Origin of the sequence: Kitasatospora sp. CB01950, assembly GCF_001905465.1 — a bacterium.
Taxonomy (GTDB): domain Bacteria; phylum Actinomycetota; class Actinomycetes; order Streptomycetales; family Streptomycetaceae; genus Kitasatospora.
In genome coordinates, this window is the sequence record NZ_LISX01000005.1 from 226,159 (window position 1) to 245,817 (window position 19,659).

15 protein-coding genes and 1 other RNA gene are annotated in these 19,659 nt (G+C 73.9%); 9 read left to right on the plus strand and 7 right to left on the minus strand.

Annotated features, from left to right (window positions below; all coding sequences use genetic code 11):
• Positions 1-36: 36 nt before the first annotated feature.
• Both AMK19_RS15525 and AMK19_RS15530 read left to right on the plus strand, forming a co-directional pair.
• Positions 37-1,422: an ABC transporter substrate-binding protein gene (locus tag AMK19_RS15525; RefSeq protein ID WP_073812056.1), complete on the plus strand. Its 1,386-nt coding sequence runs from the start codon at positions 37-39 to the stop codon at positions 1,420-1,422.
• A 250-nt stretch (positions 1,423-1,672) separates the two neighbouring features.
• The gene (locus tag AMK19_RS15530; RefSeq protein ID WP_143200227.1) at positions 1,673-2,641 is read left to right on the plus strand and encodes a hypothetical protein; all 969 of its coding nucleotides are present in this window, start codon (positions 1,673-1,675) and stop codon (positions 2,639-2,641) included.
• A gap of 245 nt (positions 2,642-2,886) precedes the next feature.
• Here the strand turns inward: AMK19_RS15530 and rnpB are convergent.
• The 3 genes from rnpB to AMK19_RS15545 form a co-directional block, all read right to left on the minus strand.
• Positions 2,887-3,289, minus strand: an RNA gene (gene rnpB, locus AMK19_RS15535) — RNase P RNA component class A.
• A gap of 13 nt (positions 3,290-3,302) precedes the next feature.
• Positions 3,303-4,766: an MFS transporter gene (locus tag AMK19_RS15540; protein WP_073812059.1), complete on the minus strand. Its 1,464-nt coding sequence runs from the start codon at positions 4,764-4,766 to the stop codon at positions 3,303-3,305.
• 41 nt (positions 4,767-4,807) lie between these two features.
• Positions 4,808-6,262, minus strand: coding sequence for an RNB domain-containing ribonuclease (locus tag AMK19_RS15545; protein WP_073812061.1), 1,455 nt, complete (start codon positions 6,260-6,262; stop codon positions 4,808-4,810).
• Between the two features lie 96 nt (positions 6,263-6,358).
• On the opposite strand from AMK19_RS15545, the gene AMK19_RS35990 reads away from it, so the two are divergent.
• A complete protein-coding gene (locus AMK19_RS35990) occupies positions 6,359-6,871 on the plus strand; it encodes a DUF3995 domain-containing protein (RefSeq protein ID WP_158071911.1) in 513 nt (170 codons plus the stop codon).
• A gap of 98 nt (positions 6,872-6,969) precedes the next feature.
• Entirely contained in the window at positions 6,970-7,770 is an 801-nt protein-coding gene (yaaA, locus tag AMK19_RS15555; RefSeq protein WP_073812064.1) for a peroxide stress protein YaaA, read from the plus strand.
• A gap of 56 nt (positions 7,771-7,826) precedes the next feature.
• On the opposite strand, the gene AMK19_RS15560 is transcribed toward yaaA, so the two are convergent.
• The 3 genes from AMK19_RS15560 to AMK19_RS15570 are packed head-to-tail and all read right to left on the minus strand — an operon-like array spanning position 7,827 to position 10,600.
• Positions 7,827-8,981 (minus strand): bifunctional RNase H/acid phosphatase, encoded by a 1,155-nt coding sequence (locus AMK19_RS15560; protein ID WP_073812066.1) that lies wholly within the window; start codon positions 8,979-8,981, stop codon positions 7,827-7,829.
• Positions 8,982-8,985: 4 nt separating this feature from the next.
• Complete coding sequence (locus AMK19_RS15565) at positions 8,986-9,729, minus strand: zinc ribbon domain-containing protein (protein WP_073812067.1); 744 nt, start codon at positions 9,727-9,729, stop codon at positions 8,986-8,988.
• Positions 9,730-9,763: 34 nt separating this feature from the next.
• Positions 9,764-10,600, minus strand: a complete 837-nt coding sequence (locus AMK19_RS15570) for a Nif3-like dinuclear metal center hexameric protein (protein WP_073812069.1) — start codon at positions 10,598-10,600, stop codon at positions 9,764-9,766.
• Between the two features lie 482 nt (positions 10,601-11,082).
• On the opposite strand from AMK19_RS15570, the gene lanL reads away from it, so the two are divergent.
• From lanL to AMK19_RS36520, 4 genes are all read left to right on the plus strand, one after another.
• Positions 11,083-13,878 carry a class IV lanthionine synthetase LanL gene (gene lanL / locus AMK19_RS15575; protein ID WP_073812071.1) on the plus strand — a complete coding sequence of 932 codons (2,796 nt, stop codon included), beginning with the start codon at positions 11,083-11,085 and terminating at the stop codon, positions 13,876-13,878.
• Positions 13,875-15,743: an alpha/beta hydrolase family protein gene (locus AMK19_RS15580; RefSeq protein ID WP_073812072.1), complete on the plus strand. Its 1,869-nt coding sequence runs from the start codon at positions 13,875-13,877 to the stop codon at positions 15,741-15,743. Before lanL ends, AMK19_RS15580 begins: the two co-directional genes overlap by 4 nt.
• A 234-nt stretch (positions 15,744-15,977) precedes the next feature.
• Positions 15,978-16,121 (plus strand): VenA family class IV lanthipeptide, encoded by a 144-nt coding sequence (locus AMK19_RS35995; RefSeq protein ID WP_157815502.1) that lies wholly within the window; start codon positions 15,978-15,980, stop codon positions 16,119-16,121.
• 584 nt (positions 16,122-16,705) lie between these two features.
• Complete coding sequence (locus AMK19_RS36520; protein WP_198953335.1) at positions 16,706-16,858, plus strand: hypothetical protein; 153 nt, start codon at positions 16,706-16,708, stop codon at positions 16,856-16,858.
• A gap of 156 nt (positions 16,859-17,014) precedes the next feature.
• Here the strand turns inward: AMK19_RS36520 and AMK19_RS15585 are convergent, their stop codons facing one another.
• Positions 17,015-18,094 (minus strand): Zn-dependent alcohol dehydrogenase, encoded by a 1,080-nt coding sequence (locus AMK19_RS15585; protein ID WP_073812074.1) that lies wholly within the window; start codon positions 18,092-18,094, stop codon positions 17,015-17,017.
• A gap of 149 nt (positions 18,095-18,243) precedes the next feature.
• Between AMK19_RS15585 and AMK19_RS15590 the strand changes: the two genes are divergently transcribed.
• Complete coding sequence (locus AMK19_RS15590; protein WP_073812076.1) at positions 18,244-19,602, plus strand: M48 family metalloprotease; 1,359 nt, start codon at positions 18,244-18,246, stop codon at positions 19,600-19,602.
• Positions 19,603-19,659 lie beyond the last annotated feature (57 nt).

Consider the following 19,659-nt stretch of genomic DNA (forward strand, 5'->3'; position numbering starts at 1 on the left):
TTCCCGGTACCCACCCTCGCAGAAGAGAGAGAACCCGTGAAGAGAAGTGCCCGCGCGCTCGCCGCGCTGCTGGTGTCCGGCCTGGCCCTGACCGCCTGCAGTTCGAGCGGCTCCGGCGGCTCCTCCGACGAGTCCGGCGCCCCGGCGGCCTCCGCGCTGGACCAGGCGTCCGGCGTGACCACCGTCGAGTTCTGGCACTCGATGACCGGCAAGAACGCCGAGGCGCTGACCGCCCTGGTGAACCAGTTCAACGCCGCGCACCAGGGCAAGATCGAGGTCAAGCCGCTGTTCCAGGGCACCTACGACGACCTGATCGCCAAGTACAAGGCCTCGGTGCAGCAGAAGGCCACGCCCGCGGTGGTCCAGGTCTACGACATCGGCACCCGCTTCATGATCGACTCCAAGCAGACCGTCCCGGCGCAGGCCTTCGCCGACAAGGACGGCCTCTCGCTGGACGACCTGCAGGCCAACATCCGCAACTACTACTCGGTCGGCGGCAAGCTGCAGTCGATGCCGTTCAACTCCTCGATGCCGCTGCTGTACCTGAACGACGACGCGTTCAAGGAGGCCGGCCTCGACCCCGCCAAGCCGCCCACGACGCTCGCCGAACTCGGCGACATGGCCAAGAAGTTGACCAAGAAGGACGACAGCGGGAAGACCGTCCGCTACGGCTTCGGCGCGGCCATCTACGGCTGGTTCGTCGAGCAGCTGCTGGCCGAGAACGGCGCGCTGTACTGCGACGCCGAGAACGGCCGCAGCGGCAAGGCGGGCAAGGTCGCCTTCGACTCCGCCAAGGGCGCCGAGATCGTCCAGTGGTGGGCCGACCTGGTCAAGGGCGGCTACGCGGCCAACACGGGCCGTCAGACCCCGGACGCGCAGGCCGCGTTCAAGGCCGGCACGGTCGCCATGCACCTGGAGTCCACCGGCGTGCTGCGCGGCTACACCGAGGCCGCCAAGTTCACCGTCGGCACCGCGCCGTTCCCGAAGACCGCCGCGGACGACCAGGGCGGCCCGATCATCGGCGGCGCCTCGCTGTGGATCTCCGGCCCGGGCCATTCGGACGCCCAGAAGCGCGCCTCCTGGGAGTTCGAGAAGTTCCTCACCTCCCCGGAGCAGCAGGCCGCCTGGCACACCGGCACCGGCTACTTTCCGGTCAACTCCAAGGCGCTGGAGGTGCCCGCCGACAAGGAGTGGCTCGGCAAGTTCCCGCAGTTCCAGACCGCGATCGACCAGTTGAAGGCCACCAAGCCGACCACGGCGACGGCCGGCTGCCTGCTCGGCGTCATGCCGCAGGCCCGCAAGGGCGTGGAGACCGCGATCGAGCAGACCATCGCGGGTACCAAGACCGCCCAGCAGGCGCTGGCGGACGCCGCCAAGGAACTCCAGCCCGCCATCGAGAGCTACAACTCCTCGGTGGGTTGAGCCAAAGCTGAGCCAAAGCTGATCCAGGGTTGATCCAGGGCAAATCCGACTGAATCAGCACGTCTCGAAGGGCCCGGAAGCCGTTTGCGCAGCCGGGCCCTTCGGCCTTGCACTGAAAGGCCGCTGACACTTCCTGAGAAATCTCTTCGCGCAACCACCACCCCGCCTGCAACACTGTCTGCGCTCAGGTGTATGAATTCTCCCGCTGGATTCATCACACCTCCAGCCATTCTCTTAGAGGGGGACTCTCGTGCGTAAGAGCACGCTCATGCGCGCCACCGCGCTGCTGATCGGCGTCGGCGCTGTCACGGCCGCCACGGTTCCGGGCGCCACCGCCGCTCCGGCCCCGAAGGTGAACGTCAAGAAGATCGCCCCGGTCGAGCGCGTCCTGCCCAAGGCTGCCAAGACGGCCAAGACCGCGAAGGCCGCCCCGCAGTCGGCCGTCGTCACCCCGACCTACGCCGTCTTCAACCCGGGCGACACCCTGAAGTCGGGCGAGAGCGTCAAGGTCGGCTACAGCACCCTGACCATGCAGGCCGACGGCAACCTGGTGCTCTACTTGGTCGCCGACAACGGCAAGCAGCTCCAGGCCCTGTGGTCCAGCAAGACCTGGGGCAACAACGGCGCGTACGCCGTCATGCAGGCCGACGGCAACTTCGTCGTCTACAAGAAGGACGGCGGCGACGGCATCGGCGGCGCCCTGTGGTCCACCGGCACCTACGGCAAGGCCGGCTCGGTGTTCTCCCTGGACGGCGGCGAGCTGCTGGTCTTCGACCAGACCGGCACCACTCTGCACTGGCGGAACGACACCGGCTTCTTCCCGGCCTTCGTCAACGGCCAGTGGGTCGACCAGCCGGCGGACAGCCTGCAGGGCACCCCGCAGGTCCAGGGCCTGGTGCAGAACATGTGGCTCGAGTCGAGCACCACCATCCTGGTCCAGCAGGCCGACGGCAACCTGGTGTCGTACCGCAAGAAGGACGGCGGCGTCATCTGGTCGTCCGCCACCTACGGGCACGCGGGCGCGGTCGCGGTCCAGACCTCGGACGGCGCCTTCGCCGTGGCCGACAACAACAAGATGTACTGGAACTCCGGCACCTGGAACAACCCGGGCGCGTACGTGAAGACCCAGTCCGACGGCAACATCGTCGTCTACCGCCAGGGCGGCGGCCCGAACAACGGTGGCGCGCTGTGGGCCTCCGGCACCTACGGCAAGGCCTGACCGACTCTCAGGTCTTCGGGCCTGAGGCAGTCCGGTAGCAACTGAGGGGCAGTCACCGAAAGGTGACTGCCCCTTCGCCGTACCTGAAATTGAAATGTCCGCGCCGAAAAGCATTGCCAATTATGGCGGTACGCCGACGAATCGACATTTGAACAGGTGCGGTTCATTCCGGAAAGCGGACGGCGAAAACACGGAGAGTTGGCACACGATCACGCAATTGGCGCGGGGTGAAAACCCGGAGGCGGCGGACGAGCAGGCCTGTACGCCGGGTTCTGTCTCCCGGGGTGCTTGCGCGGCCCGGGGAGGCGGCCATCCATCTAGGGCTGCCGTTGCCGACAGCCTCGTGCGGTCTACCCGCGAGCTCGGGCGAGCAGCCCTCGAACACTCGCGCACGACACCCGAGGGTGTCGATCTTGACCTTGCTCCGAGTGGGGTTTACCGAGCCGACCGAGTCACCTCGGTCGCTGGTGGTCTCTTACACCACCGTTTCACCCTTACCCACCGCCGAAGCGGTGGGCGGTCTGTTCTCTGTGGCACTGTCCCGCGGGTCACCCCGGGTGGGCGTTACCCACCACCCTGCTCTGTGGAGCCCGGACGTTCCTCGGCGGGCCCCCAGAAGGGACCCGACGCGACCGCCCGGCCGGCTCGTCCGCCGTACTGGTCATCGTAGCCGCTCCACGGACGCACCCTGCACGCCGCCCGGTCCCGGATCGAAGCAGGCCGCCACCCGGGCCGCCGAGTCGGCCGCCCGCGCGGTGGTGGTGGCCAGGCCGAGGACGAACACGACCAGGCCCAGTCCGGCGACGATCCACCAGCCGGTGTGGGTGGCGGACGAGAAGTCGCCGGCCGAGGCGACCGCGCCGGCCACCACCGTGCCGATCACCGCGACGCCCAGCGACTGGCCGACCTGCCGGCTGGTGGAAGCCACCGCGGCGGCCACCCCGGCCTGGGCCAGCGGCATGCCGGAGACCGCCGAGTTGGTGATCGGTGCGTTCACCATGCCGAAGCCCAGCCCGAACAGCGCGTACGCGGGCAGCAGCAGGAACGCCGAGGAGTTCGCCGTCAGCCCGGTCAGCAGCACGCCGCTGGCGGCGATCGCCGCGCCGGCCACCAGCAGCGGCAGGCGCGGACCCCGGCTGCCGACGATCCGGCCGGACAGCGGGGCGGTCAGCAGGGTCAGCCCGGCCATCGGCAGCGTCCACAGGCCGGCCACCACCGGGCTGTAGTGCCGCACGTTCTGCAGGTACAGCGTGTTCAGGAACAGGAACCCGGCGAGCGCGGCGAACGCGCACACCGCGGTGACGGTGGCCCCGGTGAACGGCGCGCTGCGGAAGAACCGCGGGTCGATCAGCGGCTCCGGCACCCGCCGCTCCCAGAGCGGGAACACCAGCAGCGCGGCCAGCGCGACCCCGGCCAGCGCCAGGATGAGCGGCGACGTCCACCCGTGGCCCGGCCCCTCGATGATCGCGGCGGTGCCGCAGCCCAGCAGCAGCACCATCAGCAGTTGGCCGACCGGGTCCAGCCGGCGGGGCCGCGGCGCCCGGGACTCCGGGACGAGGCGGTACGTCAGCAGGAAGGCCGCCAGCCCGACCGGAATGTTGATCAGGAAGATCGACGGCCAGCCCGCGCTGTCCACCAGGAACCCGCCGATCAGCGGCCCGAGCGCCATGCTGATGCCGACCACGCCGCCCCACACGCCGATGGCCTGCGCCCGCTCCTTCCGATCGGTGAAGGTGTTGGTGATGATCGACATCGCCACCGGGTTGAGCATCGACCCGCCGACCGCCTGCACCGCCCGGAAGGCGACCAGCCAGCCCAGGCCCGGCGCCAGGCTGCACAGCAGCGAGCCGAGCACGAACAGCAGCAGCCCGGTCTGGAACACCCGCTTGCGGCCGATCCGGTCGGCGACCGACCCGGACAGCATCAGCAGCGAGGCCAGCACCAACGTGTAGGCGTCGATCACCCACTGCAGGCCGGAGGCGGGCGCGCCCAGGTCGTGCTGGATCGCCGGGAGCGCGATGTTCACCACGGTGTTGTCCAGGCCGACGATGAACAGGCTCAGGCAGCAGATGGCCAGGACGATCAGCCGGTGACGGCGGTCGGGGACAGCAATCGATCGGCTCATCCTCTGATCATCGCACCGGCCTCAGCCGGCTCTGCGGCCCGTCACGCCTCCGGCACCAGCGCGAACCGGACGGCGCGGGTGACCGGATCGGCCAGGGTCAGCCGGACGGTCACCCGGCGGCCCAGCGGCAGCCGATCGGCCGCGTCGCACTTGGCGACCACCGCGGGCTCGCACAGCTGCACCGTGCCGACGGTCGGCCGGTGCTCGTCCACGTCGACCACCACCGCCCGGAAGTCCTCGCCGACCCGGTCGTGCAGCAGCTCGGCCTCCACCAGATCCACACACGCGCGCTCCACCTCGTGCGCCCGGCGGTCGCCGCTCTCCAACAACGCGGGCACCAGCGGCAGCGTGTCCCGCACCCAGCCCGGGACGTCGGTGCCGCCCGCCACCGCCAGGCAGATCTCCAGCGCGTACCGGTCACCGAGCCGGCGCAGCGGCGCGGTGCAGTGCGCGTACGGGGCGGCCAGCGCGGCGTGCCCGGGGTCGGCGGGCGGGAGGGTGCCCCGGGCGGTGTCGAACGCGTGGTACCCGGCGCCGCGCAGCAGGCCGGTGCACTCGTTCAGGAACGCGGCGTCGGCGGTGCGGGCCGGGTCGAGGGAGCGGATCAGCTGCGGGTACGGCAGGCCGTCCGGCCACGGCACGCCGAGCGCGGCGGCGACCCGGCGCAGCCGCGCGTACGCGGCTTCCGGGGCGGCGGGCAGGGTGCGCAGCAGGCCGGTCCCGGCGTCCAGCATCAGTTCGGCGGCGGCCATGCCGGTGAGCAGCGACAGTTGCGCGTTCCAGCCGTCGGCGGGCCGGGGTGCGCGGTAGCGGAGCCGGTAGCCGCCGTTCACGGCCTCCACCTCCTGCTCCGGGATCGGCAGGCTGACCCCGCCGCGGGCCTGCTCCTGCGCCTCCCGGAGCCGGCCGATCTCGGCGAGCAGCCGGAGCTGCCCGTCGGCGGTGCCCGCGTCGATCCGGCCCTGGACGGTGGCGTAGTCGAGTCGGCGGCGCGAGCGGACCAGGGCGCGGCGCAGGTCGGCCAGGACGAGCGCGCCGTCGGCGTCCAGGTCGAGCTGCCAGAGCACGGCGGGCCGCGGCCGGCCCGGCAGCAGGCTGGCGGCGCCCTCGGAGAGCCGGGCCGGGTGCAGCGGCACGGCGCCGTCCGGGAAGTACAGGGTCTGCACGCGGTGGCCGGCCTCGGTGTCGATCGCGCCGCCCGGGGAGACGTAGGCCGCGAGGTCGGCGATCGCGTAGTGCACCCGGTAGCCGGTGCCGCGGCGGGCCAGGTGCATGGCCTGGTCGAGGTCGCGGGAGGCCGGCGGGTCGAGCGTGAACAGGTCGAGGTCGGTGGCGTCGAACTCGGGCAGTCGGGGCAGCGAGGCGGCCCGGTTGGCCTCCGCGAGCACGTCCGGCGGCCAGTCGGTGCGGATCTCCAGGCCGGCTCTGAGGTCGGCGAGTTCGGTGTTGATCCTGGCGGTCTGGGCGGCCCGGACGCTGAGGTGTCGGCGCGGCATGGTCGCAGCGTAAGACGCAGTAGCGTGGTCGACGTACCGGATCGGCCGCGAAGCCGGTTGTGGCGCACGGGGTTTGACCGTGGGAAGGGGCAGGCCGTGGCAGGTCGGGCGGACATCCGGCAGGGGGCGGCGGCGGAGTGCCGGTGCTGCGGGAACGCCGTCGCGACGGACGGGGACGGGCGGCGCGGGGTGCGGGTCACGGCGGCGGCCGTCGCGGGCACGCTGGCCGCGGTGGGCGGGCTGCACGCGGTGTGGTCGCGTTCGCCGTGGCCGTGCCGCGACCGCGAACAGTTCGCCGACCTGGTGGTCGGCGTCGCGCCGGACCGGCTCCCGTCCGCACCGGCCTGTCTGGGCGTGGCCGGGCTGCTCGGCACCGCCGCCTACCTGGTCGCCGCCCGGGGCGGAGCACTCCCCGCGGCCGGTCCCCGCCGGCTGCGCACCGCCGGCAGCGCGGCCGTCGCCGGCGTCCTCCTCACCCGAGGCCTGGCGGGCCCGCTCGCCTTCGCCCACCGCTCCCCCGCCTTCGTCCGCCTGGACCGCCGCGTCTACGCCCCGCTCTGCCTGGCCCTCGGCGCCGGTGCGGCAGTGGTCGCCGCCCGCGGTCGGTAGCACCGCGGCAGGCCCCGGCCCGAAGCCGGCCGACACGGGTTCGTGTGCAGGTCGTTAGGGTTGACGGAGTCTGTTGTGGGTCGTTGAAAGGTGTCGTCGTGCTGGTTCTGCTGCCGCCGTCCGAGGGGAAGGCCGCGCCGGAGGCCGGGGTGCCGGTGGAGGTGGCGGGGCTCTCGTTGGCGGGGCTGGCCGGGGCACGGGAGCGGGCGTTGGCGGCGCTGGTGGAGCTGTGCTCGGGGGACGAGGAGCGGGCCGCCGAGGTGCTGGGGCTGAGCAAGGGGCTGCGCGGGGAGGTGGCCAAGAACGCGGGGCTGCTGACGGCGGGGGCGCGGCCGGCCGGCGAGGTGTACACGGGGGTGCTGTTCGACAACCTGGGCCTGGCGAAGCTGGACGCGGAGGCGTACGCCCGGGCGGAGCGTTCGCTGCTGGTGTTCTCGGGGCTGTGGGGCGCGGTGCGGATCGGCGACCGGATCCCGCCGTACCGCTGCGCGATGGGTGTGAAGCTGCCGGTGCTGGGCACGCTCGGCCCGTACTGGCGGGCGGCGATGGACGGTGTCCTCCCGGCGGAGGCCGCGGACCGGCTGGTGCTGGATCTGCGCAGTTCGGCGTACGCGGCGGCGTGGAAGCCGGCCGGTGAGGTGGCGGGCCGGACGGCGACGGTGCGGGTGCTGCAGGAGCGCGAGGTGGACGGGGTGCTGAAGCGTTCCGTGGTGAGCCACTTCAACAAGGCGACCAAGGGCCGGCTGGTGCGCGATCTGCTGGCGCAGGGCCTGGAGCCGTCCTCGCCGGGCGAGTTGGTGGACGCGCTGGGGCAGCTCGGCCACCGGGTGGAGGTCTCGGCGCGCGGTACGGCCCGCAAGCCGTGGCAGCTGGACGTCGTGGTGACGGACGTCCACTGAGACGTTCCGCCACCACGAGTTCCGCCGCCACGAGTTCCGCCGCCACGGCGACGCGGTCAGCGCAGGTGCGAGGTGTCGTTGAGCAGCCGCAGCGACGCGTTGCCGTCGCTGTAGTACTGGACGGCGCAGAGCGAGGCCGCGGAGAGTTCCATCCGGTGCACGGCGTCCGGCGGGGCGCCGAGGGCGAGCCGGACCAGGCTCTTGATCGGGCTGACGTGCGAGACCACCAGGACGGTCCTGCCGGGGTAGCGGGCGAGGATCTTGTCGCGTGCCTGCCCGGCCCGGTGGGTGAGGGTGGTGAGCGACTCGGCGCTGCCGGTGGGCTTGGCCTTGGCGGAGCCGAAGAAGGCGTTCAGGTCGTCGGGGTGCCGTTCCAGCACCTCGGCGTAGGTGAGGCCTTCCCAGTCGCCGAAGTCGAGTTCGCGCAGGCCCTCTTCGATCCGGACGTCCAGGCCGAGTCGGCGGGCGACGGCCTCGGCGGTCTGCCGGGTGCGGAGCATCGGCGAGGAGACCACGGCCTGCACGGTGCCGCGGGCGGCGAGCGCCTCGGCGGTGCGTTCGGCCTGCCAGACGCCCTTCTCGGAGAGGCCGGGGTCGCTGCCGGTGCTGCCGGAGAACTGCCGCAGCGGGGTGAGCGGGGTCTCGCCGTGCCGCAGCAGCACCAGCGTGGTGGGGGCGCCGAGGTCGGCGGGCCCGGCCCAGCCGGCCCGGGGTGCGGGCGCGGCGGGCAGTGGCTCGTCCACCGCGGCGGCGGCGACGGGCGCGGCGGCGCGGGGCTTGGGCTCCCACTGGCGGCCCTGCTTGCCGGCGTCCATCGCCTCGTTGGCGAGCCGGTCGGCCTCCTTGTTCTTCTCCCGGGGGATCCACTGGTACTCGACCTTGCCGCGGGCGGCGATGCCGCGGGCCTCGGCGGCGAGCGGCTGCATGTCGGGGTGCTTGATCTTCCAGCGGCCGGACATCTGCTCGACGACCAGCTTGGAGTCCATCTCGACCAGGATCCGGGCGTCCGGGTCGAGTGCGTGGGCGGCCTTCAGCCCGGCGATCAGGCCCTTGTACTCGGCCACGTTGTTGGTGGCGCGGCCGATGTACTCGGCGGCCTCGGCCAGGATCTCGCCGGTGCGGGCGTCGAGGACGACCGCGCCGTAGCCGGCCGGCCCCGGGTTGCCCCGGGAACCGCCGTCGGCCTGCACGATGAACTGGGCTCCGGCCACCGGGTCAGACGCCCGACTCGCCGGTGCGGATCAGGATGCGGCCGCAGTTCTCGCAGCGCAGCACCTTGTCGCTGGGCTCGGCCTTGATCGCGTTGAACTCGGTGATCGAGAACTCGGTGCGGCAGCCCTCGCAGCGGCGCTGGTACAGGCGGGCCGCGCCGACGCCGCCCTGCTGCTCGCGCAGGCGCAGGTAGGCCTTCATCAGGTCGGCGGGGATGATGTTGGCGATGGCCTCGCGGTCGCGGCGGACCTTCTCGGCCTCGCCGTCGATCTCGGCGAACTTGGCGTCGCGGCGGCCCTCGGCCTCGGCGACCACGACGGTGGAGTGCTCCAGGCGGGCGGTGAGCTCGGTGACCCGGGTCTGCGCGGACTCCAGGCGCTCCATCACCTCCAGCACCACGTCCTCCAGGTCGCCCTGGCGCTTGGCCAGCGAGGTGTTCTCGTGCTGGAGGTTCTCCAGGTCCTTCGGCGAGGTGACGGCGCCGGAGTCCATCCGCTGCTGGTTGCGGGCGGCGCGGCTGCGGACCTGCTCGACGTCCGCCTCGGCCTTGGCCTGCTCGCGGGTGGTGTCGCCGAGCTGGGCCTGGGCGGCGACCACCAGGTCCTTGAGGGCGGTGTGGTCGGCGGTGGCCTTGTCGATCTCGGCGTGCTCGGGCAGGGTGCGGCGCCGGTGGGCCAGCTGGTCGAGGCGGGAGTCGATGGCCTGCAGGTCGAGCAGGCGGATCTGGTCGGCGGGCGCGGCGTTCACGCGGGATGGCTCCTGTGTGTGGTTCGACGGGGTGTCAGGGGGTGTACGGCATCGGCGCGTGCGCCGTCCACGGGTCGGTGACCCGGGTGGAGACGCGGGTCTCCAGCGGCCAACCGCGGTCGGTGGCGCGGCCGGTGAGCTCGCGGGCGGCGAGGGTGAGCCAGGGCCACTCGGTGGCCCAGTGCGCGGCGTCGACCAGGGCGACGGGCGCGGCCTCGGTGGCCTCGGACGCGGGGTGGTGGCGCAGGTCGGCGGTGAGGTAGGCGTCCACGCCGGCCTTGCGGGCCTCGGCGAGGAAGGAGTCGCCGGAGCCGCCGCAGACCGCGACCCGGCGCACCTGCTGCTCCGGGTCGCCGGCGGCGCGCACGCCCGCCGCGGTGGCGGGCAGTCCGGCGGCGACCCGGGCGGCGAACGCGCTCAGCGTCATCGGCTGCGGGAGTTCGCCGATCCGGCCGCTGCCGCGGCGGCCCGCCGGGTCGGTCGGGTCGGCCACCAGCGGACCGGTGACCTTCAGACCGACGGCCTCGGCGAGGGCGTCGGAGACGCCCGGGTCGGCGTGGTCGGCGTTGGTGTGCGCGACGTGCAGTGCGATGTCGTGCTTGATCAGGGTGTGCACCACGCGGCCCTTGAAGCCGGTCGCGGCGACCGTGGTGGTGCCGCGCAGGTAGAGCGGGTGGTGGGTGACCAGCAGGTCGGCGCCCCATTCGACGGCCTCGTCCACGACGGCCTGCACGGGGTCGACGGCGAACAGCACCCGGCCCACCTCGGCGTCGGGATCGCCGCAGACCAGGCCCACCGCGTCCCAGGACTCCGCCCACTGCGGGGGGTAGATCTCTTCGAGCACGGCGATGACGTCGGACAGTTTCGGCACCTGTCGAGACTACCGCGTGCCACGGCCCCGCCCGGCCGGGCCCGCCCCGGAACCGCCCGGCACCCGTGCTGCGGACGGCCCGCACACCTGCACGTCAACGCGGCCGGGAACGGTGGGCCGGGGCGCGAGCAGGCGCTTTCCGGGGCCCGAACCCACCGGTCGGCCGGTGGGGGCCCGGAAACCCCATGCCCACACCGGCCGGACCGAACGTATTCGAAAACGAAATTAGATCACCCTTAAGAGTGAAGTGACCCGGCCGGTGTTGAGTCACCCCCTCCTCGAAAGTAACTTCAGTCCTGCGAACGAGAGTTGCCTCGACCGGGGGGTCGGAAAAAAGGCGACCGGCCTCAATTCACGAACGAATTCGGCCGGCGCGGGCGAGCCTCTCGTGACTTCCGCAGACCGTGAGTCGGTCGAGTCCACCGCGAAGGGGTGTGAAGCAGATGGGGGCGGGCACACCGCTGCGCAGGACAGGGGGGCCGGTGCCGGTCGACGACGTGCCGGGCAGGGACGGCACGTTGGTGGAGGTGGCCCGGGCGGCCGTGGCCAACAGCAGGACCCGGGGAGGCGGCGGCGACTGGACGGTCGCGGTCGAGGGGTTCTGGTGCACGGTGCGGCCGCCCGGCCGCGAACTGCCCGAGCAGGGCTGGAAGCTGCACGTCGCCGCCGCCTCGGAGGTCGCGGTCGAGGTGCTGGCCGCGGTTGCCGCGGTGCTCGCCGCGGACCCTTGCACGTTCAAGTTCGCCGCCGACCGCGATCGGCTGCACGAAATCAATTCCCGCAACAGCGACCGGGCTTCGGCCGGGAAATTCCTCACCGTCTATCCGGACGGCGACGAACAATTCCGCCGGCTCGCCGAGGAACTCCACCGGGCGACTTCGGGAATGCCCGGACCGACGATCCTCTCCGACCGCCCGTACCGCCCCGGCAGCCCGGTCCACTACCGGTACGGCGTCTTCACCGGCCGGGCGCAGCTCGGGCCGGACGGCGCGTACCGCTCGATGCTGCGCGGCCCGGACGGCGCGCAGGTCGAGGACGTCCGTACCGCTTCCTACCGCCGTCCGGCGTGGGTGGCCGACCCCGTCGAGGGGGCGGGATCGACCACCTCTGCCACGCCGGCGGCGAAGGGGCGGCGGGCCGGGGTGCTGCTGGACGGCCGCTGGGCACTCACCGCGGCGCTGCGGCACAGTGCCAAGGGCGGCGTGTTCCTCGGCACCGAACCCGCCACCGGCGCCGAGGTGGTGGTCAAGCAGGCCCGCGCCCACATCGAGGTGGACCGGGCCGGGACGGACGCCCGCGCGGCGCTGCGGCACGAGGCCGAGCTGCTCGGCCGGCTGGCCGACACCGGGTTGACGCCGCGGGTGCACGCCCTGGTCGAGCAGCAGGACTCGCTGTTCCTGGTGCAGGAACGCGTCCCCGGCCAGGCCCTCGGCAGTTGGGTGGCCTCCCGGCTGCGGCACGACGGCACCCCGGACGTGCCGTGGGCCGAGGCCGGTCCGCTCGCGGCGGCCCTGCTCGGCCTGGTGGAGCGCGTCCACCGGCACGGGCTGGTGCTGCGCGACCTCTCCCCCGGCAACGTGCTGGTCCTGCCGGACCGGAGCGTGCGCCTGGTGGACCTCGAACTGGCCGTCCCTGCCGGGGAGTTGGCGGGCACCGCCGGCACCCCCGGGTACCGTGCCCCCGAGCAGGCCGGGCCGCACCGCACCGCCCTGGCCGCGCCCGCCGCCGACCTGTACGCGCTCGGCGGGCTCCTCTTCCTGCTCGCCACCGGCCACGACCCGCTGCTGCCGGGCGACGGGTCCTTGGGCAGCTGGCTGGCGTCGGCCGCCCGGGAGGGCCTCACCGCGCGCCGACTGGCCCCGCTGGTGCTGGGGTTGCGCGCCGAGGACGCCGAGCGGCGGTGGAGCGTGGCCCGCGCCCGGAAGGAACTCGGCGGGGAGGCCCCGCCCGCTCCGCGCCCGGCGGGCCCGCCGCCGTTCGACCGGCTGCTGCACGACGGGCTGCGCCACCTGGCGTCCACCGCCACTCCGGAGCGGCTCGACCGGCTGTGGCCGACCGTGCCCGGCGGGCAGCTCACCGACCCGTGCAACGTGCAGCACGGCGCCGCCGGTGTGCTCGCGGTGCTGGCCCGGGCGAGTCTCGCCCCGCTGCCCGAACCCGTCCGCGTGCAGGCCCGGGCCCTCGCAGTGACGGCCGCCGACTGGATCGAACGGCGCGCGGCCGCCGAACCGGTGGTGCTGCCCGGCCTGCACTTCGGCCGCTCCGGCACCGCCTGGGCACTGTTCGACGCCGCCGACGCCCTCGACGACCTCGGCCTCGCCGAACGGGCCGCGAAGACGGCACTCGACGTCCCGCTCGCCTGGCCGAATCCGGACGTCTGCCACGGCGCTGCCGGCGCGGGCTTCCTCCAACTGCGCGCCCACCGCGCCACCGGGGCGCACGAGTTCCTCGAACGCGCCGAACAGTGCGCCCGCACTCTGCTGGCCGCCGCCCGTACCGAACCGTACGGAACGGTCTGGCCGGTGCCCGCCGACTTCGACTCGGCGCTCGCCGGGGCGGTCCACCTCGGGCACGCCCACGGGGTCGCCGGGGTGGGGGCCTTCCTGCTGGCCTGCGCGGACCGGCTGGCCTCGGCCGGTGATCCGTCCGCCGTCGAGTTGACGGCCGGGGCGGAACGGGCGGTGCAGACCCTGGCCGCCACCGTCCGCCGGGGCGGCGAGGCCGCCTGGTGGCCGCAGAGCCACGGCGACCCCGCGCATGTCCGGCTGGCGCACTGGTGCAGCGGCTCCTCCGGGGTCGGCAGCTTCCTGATCCGCTACTGGCAGAGCACCGGCGACGACCGCGCCCGCCGACTGGCCGAGGCGGCCGGCCTGGCCGTGCTGAACGCCCGCTGGCACAGCGGGGTCTCGGCCTGCCACGGCCTGGCCGGCAACGGCGAGTACCTGCTCGACCTGGCCCGGGCCACCGGCGACACCCGCTTCCGCCGCGGCGCCCACGAGATCGCCCGGCTGATCGCCGCCCGCGCCGCCCGCCGCGACGGCCTGCTGCTCCTCCCCGACGAGACCGGCGCCGCCTCCACCCCCGCCTACGGCACCGGCACCACCGGCTCCCTCGCTTTCCTCCTCCGCCTGCGCCATTCCGGGCCCCGCCTCTGGTCCGACCCCGAGCCGTACCGGGAGGCGTCTTCGACGGCACCCCGAACGCGCCCGGGCGTCGAGCAGTTGAGCCACTCGACCGGAACACCGTTGCCCCACCGCACCGCAGGAGGATCCCGATGAGTACGGCGACTGTGCGCACCGCGTCGCAGGCGTTGCGGCGGTTGAGTTTCACCTTTGCCGGGGACGGGTCGCATGCGGCGTGCCTGGCGACCGGGGCCGACGGCGGCTGGTACGTGGAGAGTTGGCGGCTGCCGGGGCAGGGGGCGGCGGAGCCGGTGGGGTTGGTGCCGCCGGAGGGCCGGGCGGAGGGGCTGCGGTCGCAGCTGGCCGCGCTGCCGGACGGAAGGGTGCTGGTATGCCGGCACGACGGCGACCGGCATGCGCTGGTGGTGCTCGCGGCCGGGGAACCGGCCGGGCCCGCGGTCGAACTCCCGTTGGCGGCCATGCGGTTGCCGGGTCTGCGGATGCTGGCGATGCCCGGCCCGGCGGGGCCCGCGGAGGCGCCGGTCGCGGTGCTGCTCGGCACCGACACCCGCCCGGTGACCACGGTGTGGCTGCTGGCGGCGGACGGTTCCGCGCCGCGCGTGGTGGCGGAGCTGCCCGGGCTGTACGGCGGCGGGGTGTGGCTGGACGGGGCCGGTCGGCTGTTGGCGTTGGACCGGGTGGTCGGCGGGATGGTGAAGACCGTCGTGCTGGATCTTCACCTCGGTTCCACCAGCCCGCTGTTGGAGCTGGGCGAGAGCAGCAACGACCGCCTGGTGCTGTTCGACCCGGCCACCGGTTTCGGCATGCTGCGCAGTGACGCGCCGGGCGTGGACCGGCTGGGCTGGGCGCTGGTCGGCGGGGCCGATCCGGTGCGCTTCCCGGACTGTCTGCACCAGCCGGGCCGGTTGCTGCGGCCGATCGCCCTCGCGCCGGACGGGCCGGGCACGGAGCCCCGGGTGGTGCTTCAGATGGATCACGGTGCGGCGTCCTCGCTGGTGCTGTGGCAGCCGGGCAGCGGCCGGCTCGATCGGCTGCCGGTGCCGCCGGGGCGGCTCGGCGCGGTCGGGCACTGGTCGTCGGCGGGCCTGCGGATGCCGTACTCGGCGCCGGACCGCCCGGCCGCCCTCGCCACGGTGGACGTGGACGCGCTGCCGGCGGCCGACGGAGCCGGGTGGCGGTTGGACGGTTCGGCGGTGTCCGGGGACGGCGGCCGGTGGCAGTCGGCGCGGTGCCTGGAGCTGGCAGGTCCGGCCGGCCCGGTGGAGGCGGTGGTGTACGGCGGCGAGCAGTGGCTGACCGCCCCGCACCTGGTGCTGGCGCTGCACGGCGGGCCGGCGGACGCCTGGCGGCTGGAGTTCGACCCGGCGTTGCAGCGGATGGCGGCGCAGGGCCTGGCCGTCGTCGCCCCGAACCAGCGCGGTTCGACGGGCTACGGCCCGGAGTTCGCGATGGCGATCCGCAACGCGTGGGGCGGGCCGGACCTGGACGACGTCCTGGCGCTGCTGGCCGGGATCGCCGGACACCGGGCCGCGCTGGGCCTGGAGCCGCCGGCGCTGTTCGGGGTCAGTTACGGCGCGTTCCTGGCGCTGCTGGCGACGGCGCACGCCCCGGCGGGGACGGTGTCGCGGTGCGCGGTGGTGGCGCCGTTCCTGTCGGGCGGCCGGCTGCTCGCGGAGGCGTCGGCGCCGGTGCGGGCGCTGACCACCCGGCTCGGCGGCGACCGTCCGATCGACGACGCCCGGGGTCCGCGCGACGTCCTGTGGCTCGCGGATCGGCTGCGCACCCCGCTGCTGGTGGTGCACGGCGACCGTGACGAGGTGGTGCCGGTCGGTCAATCCCGCCTGCTGCGGCACGAGTTGCTGCGCCTGGGCCGGACCGAGGGGGCCGACTTCCGGTACGTGGAGGCGGCGGGCGCGGGGCACGAGCTGCTCGCCGAGGAGGGCGCGGCGGTCCTGCACGAGCTGCTGGCGGGGTTCCTGCGCACCGGCAGACCTGCCTGACCCGCCGATCCGCCCGACCCGCCGATCTGCCGATCTGCCGATCTGCCCGAACAAGAACCCGCCCGAAGAAAGAACCCACAACAGACTTCCCGCCGCGCGCGGGGGCCCGCCGGCCTGCCCGGATGCGGCCCGGAGCGCGCCGGGCGGGAGCCGGACCTGCAACGGGAAACCGCTTTCCGTCGCAGTCGTCGGACACGTCCGTGCCCGACGAGAACCCATAGGGGAGGAAACACCATGGAGAACATGACCGCGTTCGAGACCGACCTCGCGGCCCTGCAGGAGCTGCCGGAGCTGGAGTCGGTCGAGCTGGGCGGCCACGGCGCCGGGTGCCAGTTCACCTGCCTGGTCCTGACCTGCCTGATCTTCACCATCAGCTGACCTCGGGCCACCCCGGGCCGTGTCCACCCCCGAAGCGGGGGCGGGTACGGCCCTCCCGCCCGGAGTCGGCTCGCGCAGGGGCCCGGTAGCCCTCACCCGGTGTCGGAACCACCGGTGAGCGACCACCCCGTCCCGCACGTGCGACCACACCCCCGGACCGGCAGCCCCATGGTGCTCGACGCGGCCGAGTCAGCACCGACCTGGGCTGTCGGTCCGCCGTGCGTGACGACCGTCCCGCTGCGGCGCCCCAGCTGGACGGAAGCGTCAAATCGCGGCAGACCGGCGGCACTTGACGAAAAGCCGCATACCCACCCCCGGTACCGGCCGGGCACCGGCGGGGACGCCTGGACGGACAGGCGCCCGGGCCGGGCCGGACGGTGAACGCCCGTCAGGGGTTTCGGGGCGCGACGCGCAGCGGTTTGGGTAGGCTCCGATCCGATTCGGCCGTTATCGTGGCCCCCGCGCGGGCCGACCACGAGGACGGCCGGCTTCCTGCTGTCCGGGTTCCGGGCACATCGGTACGCCGTGGCGTGCCGGTGCACCTTTCGCAGAGACCGCCCATTCGCACGGAGAAGACTGACCAGATGTCCGAGTCCATCGACGACACCACCGAGCACGACCACCGCGCGCCGGGCGCCGACGAGACCGCCGACGGCGTGGCTCACGGTCGGCACCGGGGCACCACTGCCAACGACGACAGCACTGACGCGGACCCGCACGGCCGCCATCGCCGCTGACGTTCTGGCCGCCGCGGGCCGACGGCCCGCCGCACGACCACCTCGCACCGCCGACGCCCCCGCCACCGTCACCGTCCTGACGGAGCCGGGGGCGTCGGCCGTCCGGGACGCTCGCCGGGCTCGGCCTGCCGGTGCCGTCCGGGACGCTCGCCGGGCTCAGTCGACGGTCAGCACGGTCCGCAGCGCCTCACCGCTGCGCATCTGCCGGATCGCCTCGTTGACCTCGGTGAGCGGCAGCCGGTGGGTGATCATCCCGGCGAGGTCGAGCCGCCCGGCCCGCCACAGCTCGACGGCCCGGCCGGCGGTGCGCCGGACGTCGCCGCCGCCGTACATCGACGGCAGCAGGCGCTTCTCGTTGAAGAAGAGTTCGCCGAGGCTGAAGGAGACCCGGTCGTCGGCCGCGCCGGCGCCGATCACCACCACCGCGCCGCCGCGCCGGGCGGCGTCGTAGCCGGCCCGGACGGTCTCGGAGCGGCCGACCGCCTCGAAGACGTAGTCGAAGCCGCCGCCGGGAACGCTGCGGGCGGCGGACTTGAGGCCGTCGGGGGCGATCGCCTCGGTCGCGCCGAAGCCGAGTGCCCGTTCGCGCCGGGAGGCCACCGGGTCGACCACGGTGATCCGGGCGGCGCCGCAGATCCGGGCGCCCTGGACGGCGGCGATCCCGACGCCGCCCGCGCCGATCACTGCGACGGCCGAACCGGGCTCCACCCGGGCGGTGTTGACGGCGGCGCCGAGTCCGGTGGTGACGCCGCAGCCGATCAGCGCGGCCAGGTCGTACGGCAGGTCGGCGGGCACCGGCAGCAGGGCGTCGGCGGCGACCACGACCTCCTCGGCGAACGCGCCGGTGCTGTAGAAGCCGTACGCGTCGGTGTCGCCGCCGATCCGGAAGGTCGGGGTGGAGAGCCGGCGGAGCGAGGCCACGCACAGGTGGGTCTGGTCGCGCCGGCAGGCGGGGCAGCTGCCGCAGGGCGGCATCCAGCACAGCACCACCCGGTCGCCGGGCGCGAGGCCGGTGACGCCGTCGCCGACCTCGACCACCTCGCCGGCGCCCTCGTGGCCGGGCACGAACGGCGCGGGCTGCGGCAGCACGCCGGCCATCGCGGACAGGTCGGAGTGGCAGAGGCTGGCGGCATGCATGCGGACCCGGACCGTTCCCGGACCGAAGCCGACCGCTTCGACGTCGTCGCGGACGTCCAGGGTGTCCTGTCCGGTCTTCTGCAGGATCGCTGCGCGCACGGGCTGCTCCCGGGATGAGGGTGCCACCGGCAGGCCGGTGGGAGGGCGAGGGACGACGGTGGAACACGTTCTACTGCGGCGGAACGGCCCTCTGTATAGCGCAGAAATCGCTTTCCCGTCGTGTCCCGGGCGTGGCAGGATCCGCCGCCGTGCCCACCACTGACACCACCACAGACCCGTCCGACAGACCCGGCGCCGAGAAGCCGGTCGAGCGCTGCCCCGAGTGCCGGTCGCCACTCGCCGTCAACGAGCGCTTCCCGACCTGGTGCCCGAGCTGCGAGTGGAACCTGCTGCCGCCCGAGCCGCCCGCCGAGCACCTCACGCCGCGTCAGCGGCGCAGGGCGGAGAAGGCCGAGCGCCGCGCCGAGGCGACCCGGCGGGACGTCCGGGAGCGGTCCGAGCAGGTGTTCAAGCTGGTCGCGGAGGACGGCTCCGACCTCCAGGACTCCTCGACGGTGGCGGCGTACGCGCTGGCGGGGGTGGTCCACCTGGTCTCGCTCTCGGTCTTCCTGCTCGGCATCGCCCTGGTCACGGGGCTGCTGCTGCCGGCCTGGACGAACCGGCTGCTCGGCGTGTTCGCACTGGCCGTCGCCTATCTGCTGCGGCCCCGGCTGGGCCGCCCGGCCCGCGAGGGCGTGCTGGACCGCGCCACCGCGCCGACCCTGTACGCGCTGGTGGACCGGATCGCCGAGGAGGTGGGCGCGCCGAAGGTCGACACGATCGTGGTGGACGGGGACTGGAACCTCTCGTTCGCCGTGCTCGGGCTGCGCCGGCGGCGGCAGTTGACCATCGGCCTGCCGCTGTGGACGGTGCTCGCGCCGCAGCAGCGGGTCTCGGTGCTCGCGCACGAGCTCGGACACTGCGTCAACGGCGACAACCGGCGCGGCCTGTGGACCGGTTCGGCGACCGCCGCGCTGGTCGAGTGGTGCCGGCTGACCGCGCCGGAGCGGACCCGGCTCGGAACCGGCTCGTCCGGACTGGTCATGCTGATCGCCGATTCGGTGGCGAACCACGTCCTCTGGGTGGTCAACCGGGCGGCGTACGGGCTGGCGCTGGTGATGAACCGGCTGTCGCTGCGCTCCGGGCAGGCCGCCGAGTACCGGGCCGACCGGCTGTCCGTCCGGCTGACCTCGGTCGCCGACACCCGGGGCGCGCTCACCTCGTCGCTGCACTGGCCGACCTTCGAGACGGTGGTGCTCCGTCAGCGCACCCTCCCCCGGCGGCGGGCCGACGGCGGGCAGCCCGCCCACCCGGACCTGTGGCAGTCGCTGGCCGAGGCCGTCCGCACCGTCCCGCCGATGGAGACCGAACGCCGGCTGCGGGTCGCCGCGCGGCAGGGCGACGCCGTGGACGGCTCGCACCCGCCGACCCACCTGCGGCTGCGGATGCTCACCGCCACCGCCCCCGAGCAGCACCGGCACCCGGTGGTGCTGGACTCCGGCCGGGCCGCCCTGATCGAGGCCGAGCTCGCCGAGCTCCGCCGCCGGATCGCCGGCCAACTGCTCTGAGGTCCCGTGAAGGGCGTTCCTACCATCCAGTAGGGTCCTGGTCAGTCCCCCGACCAG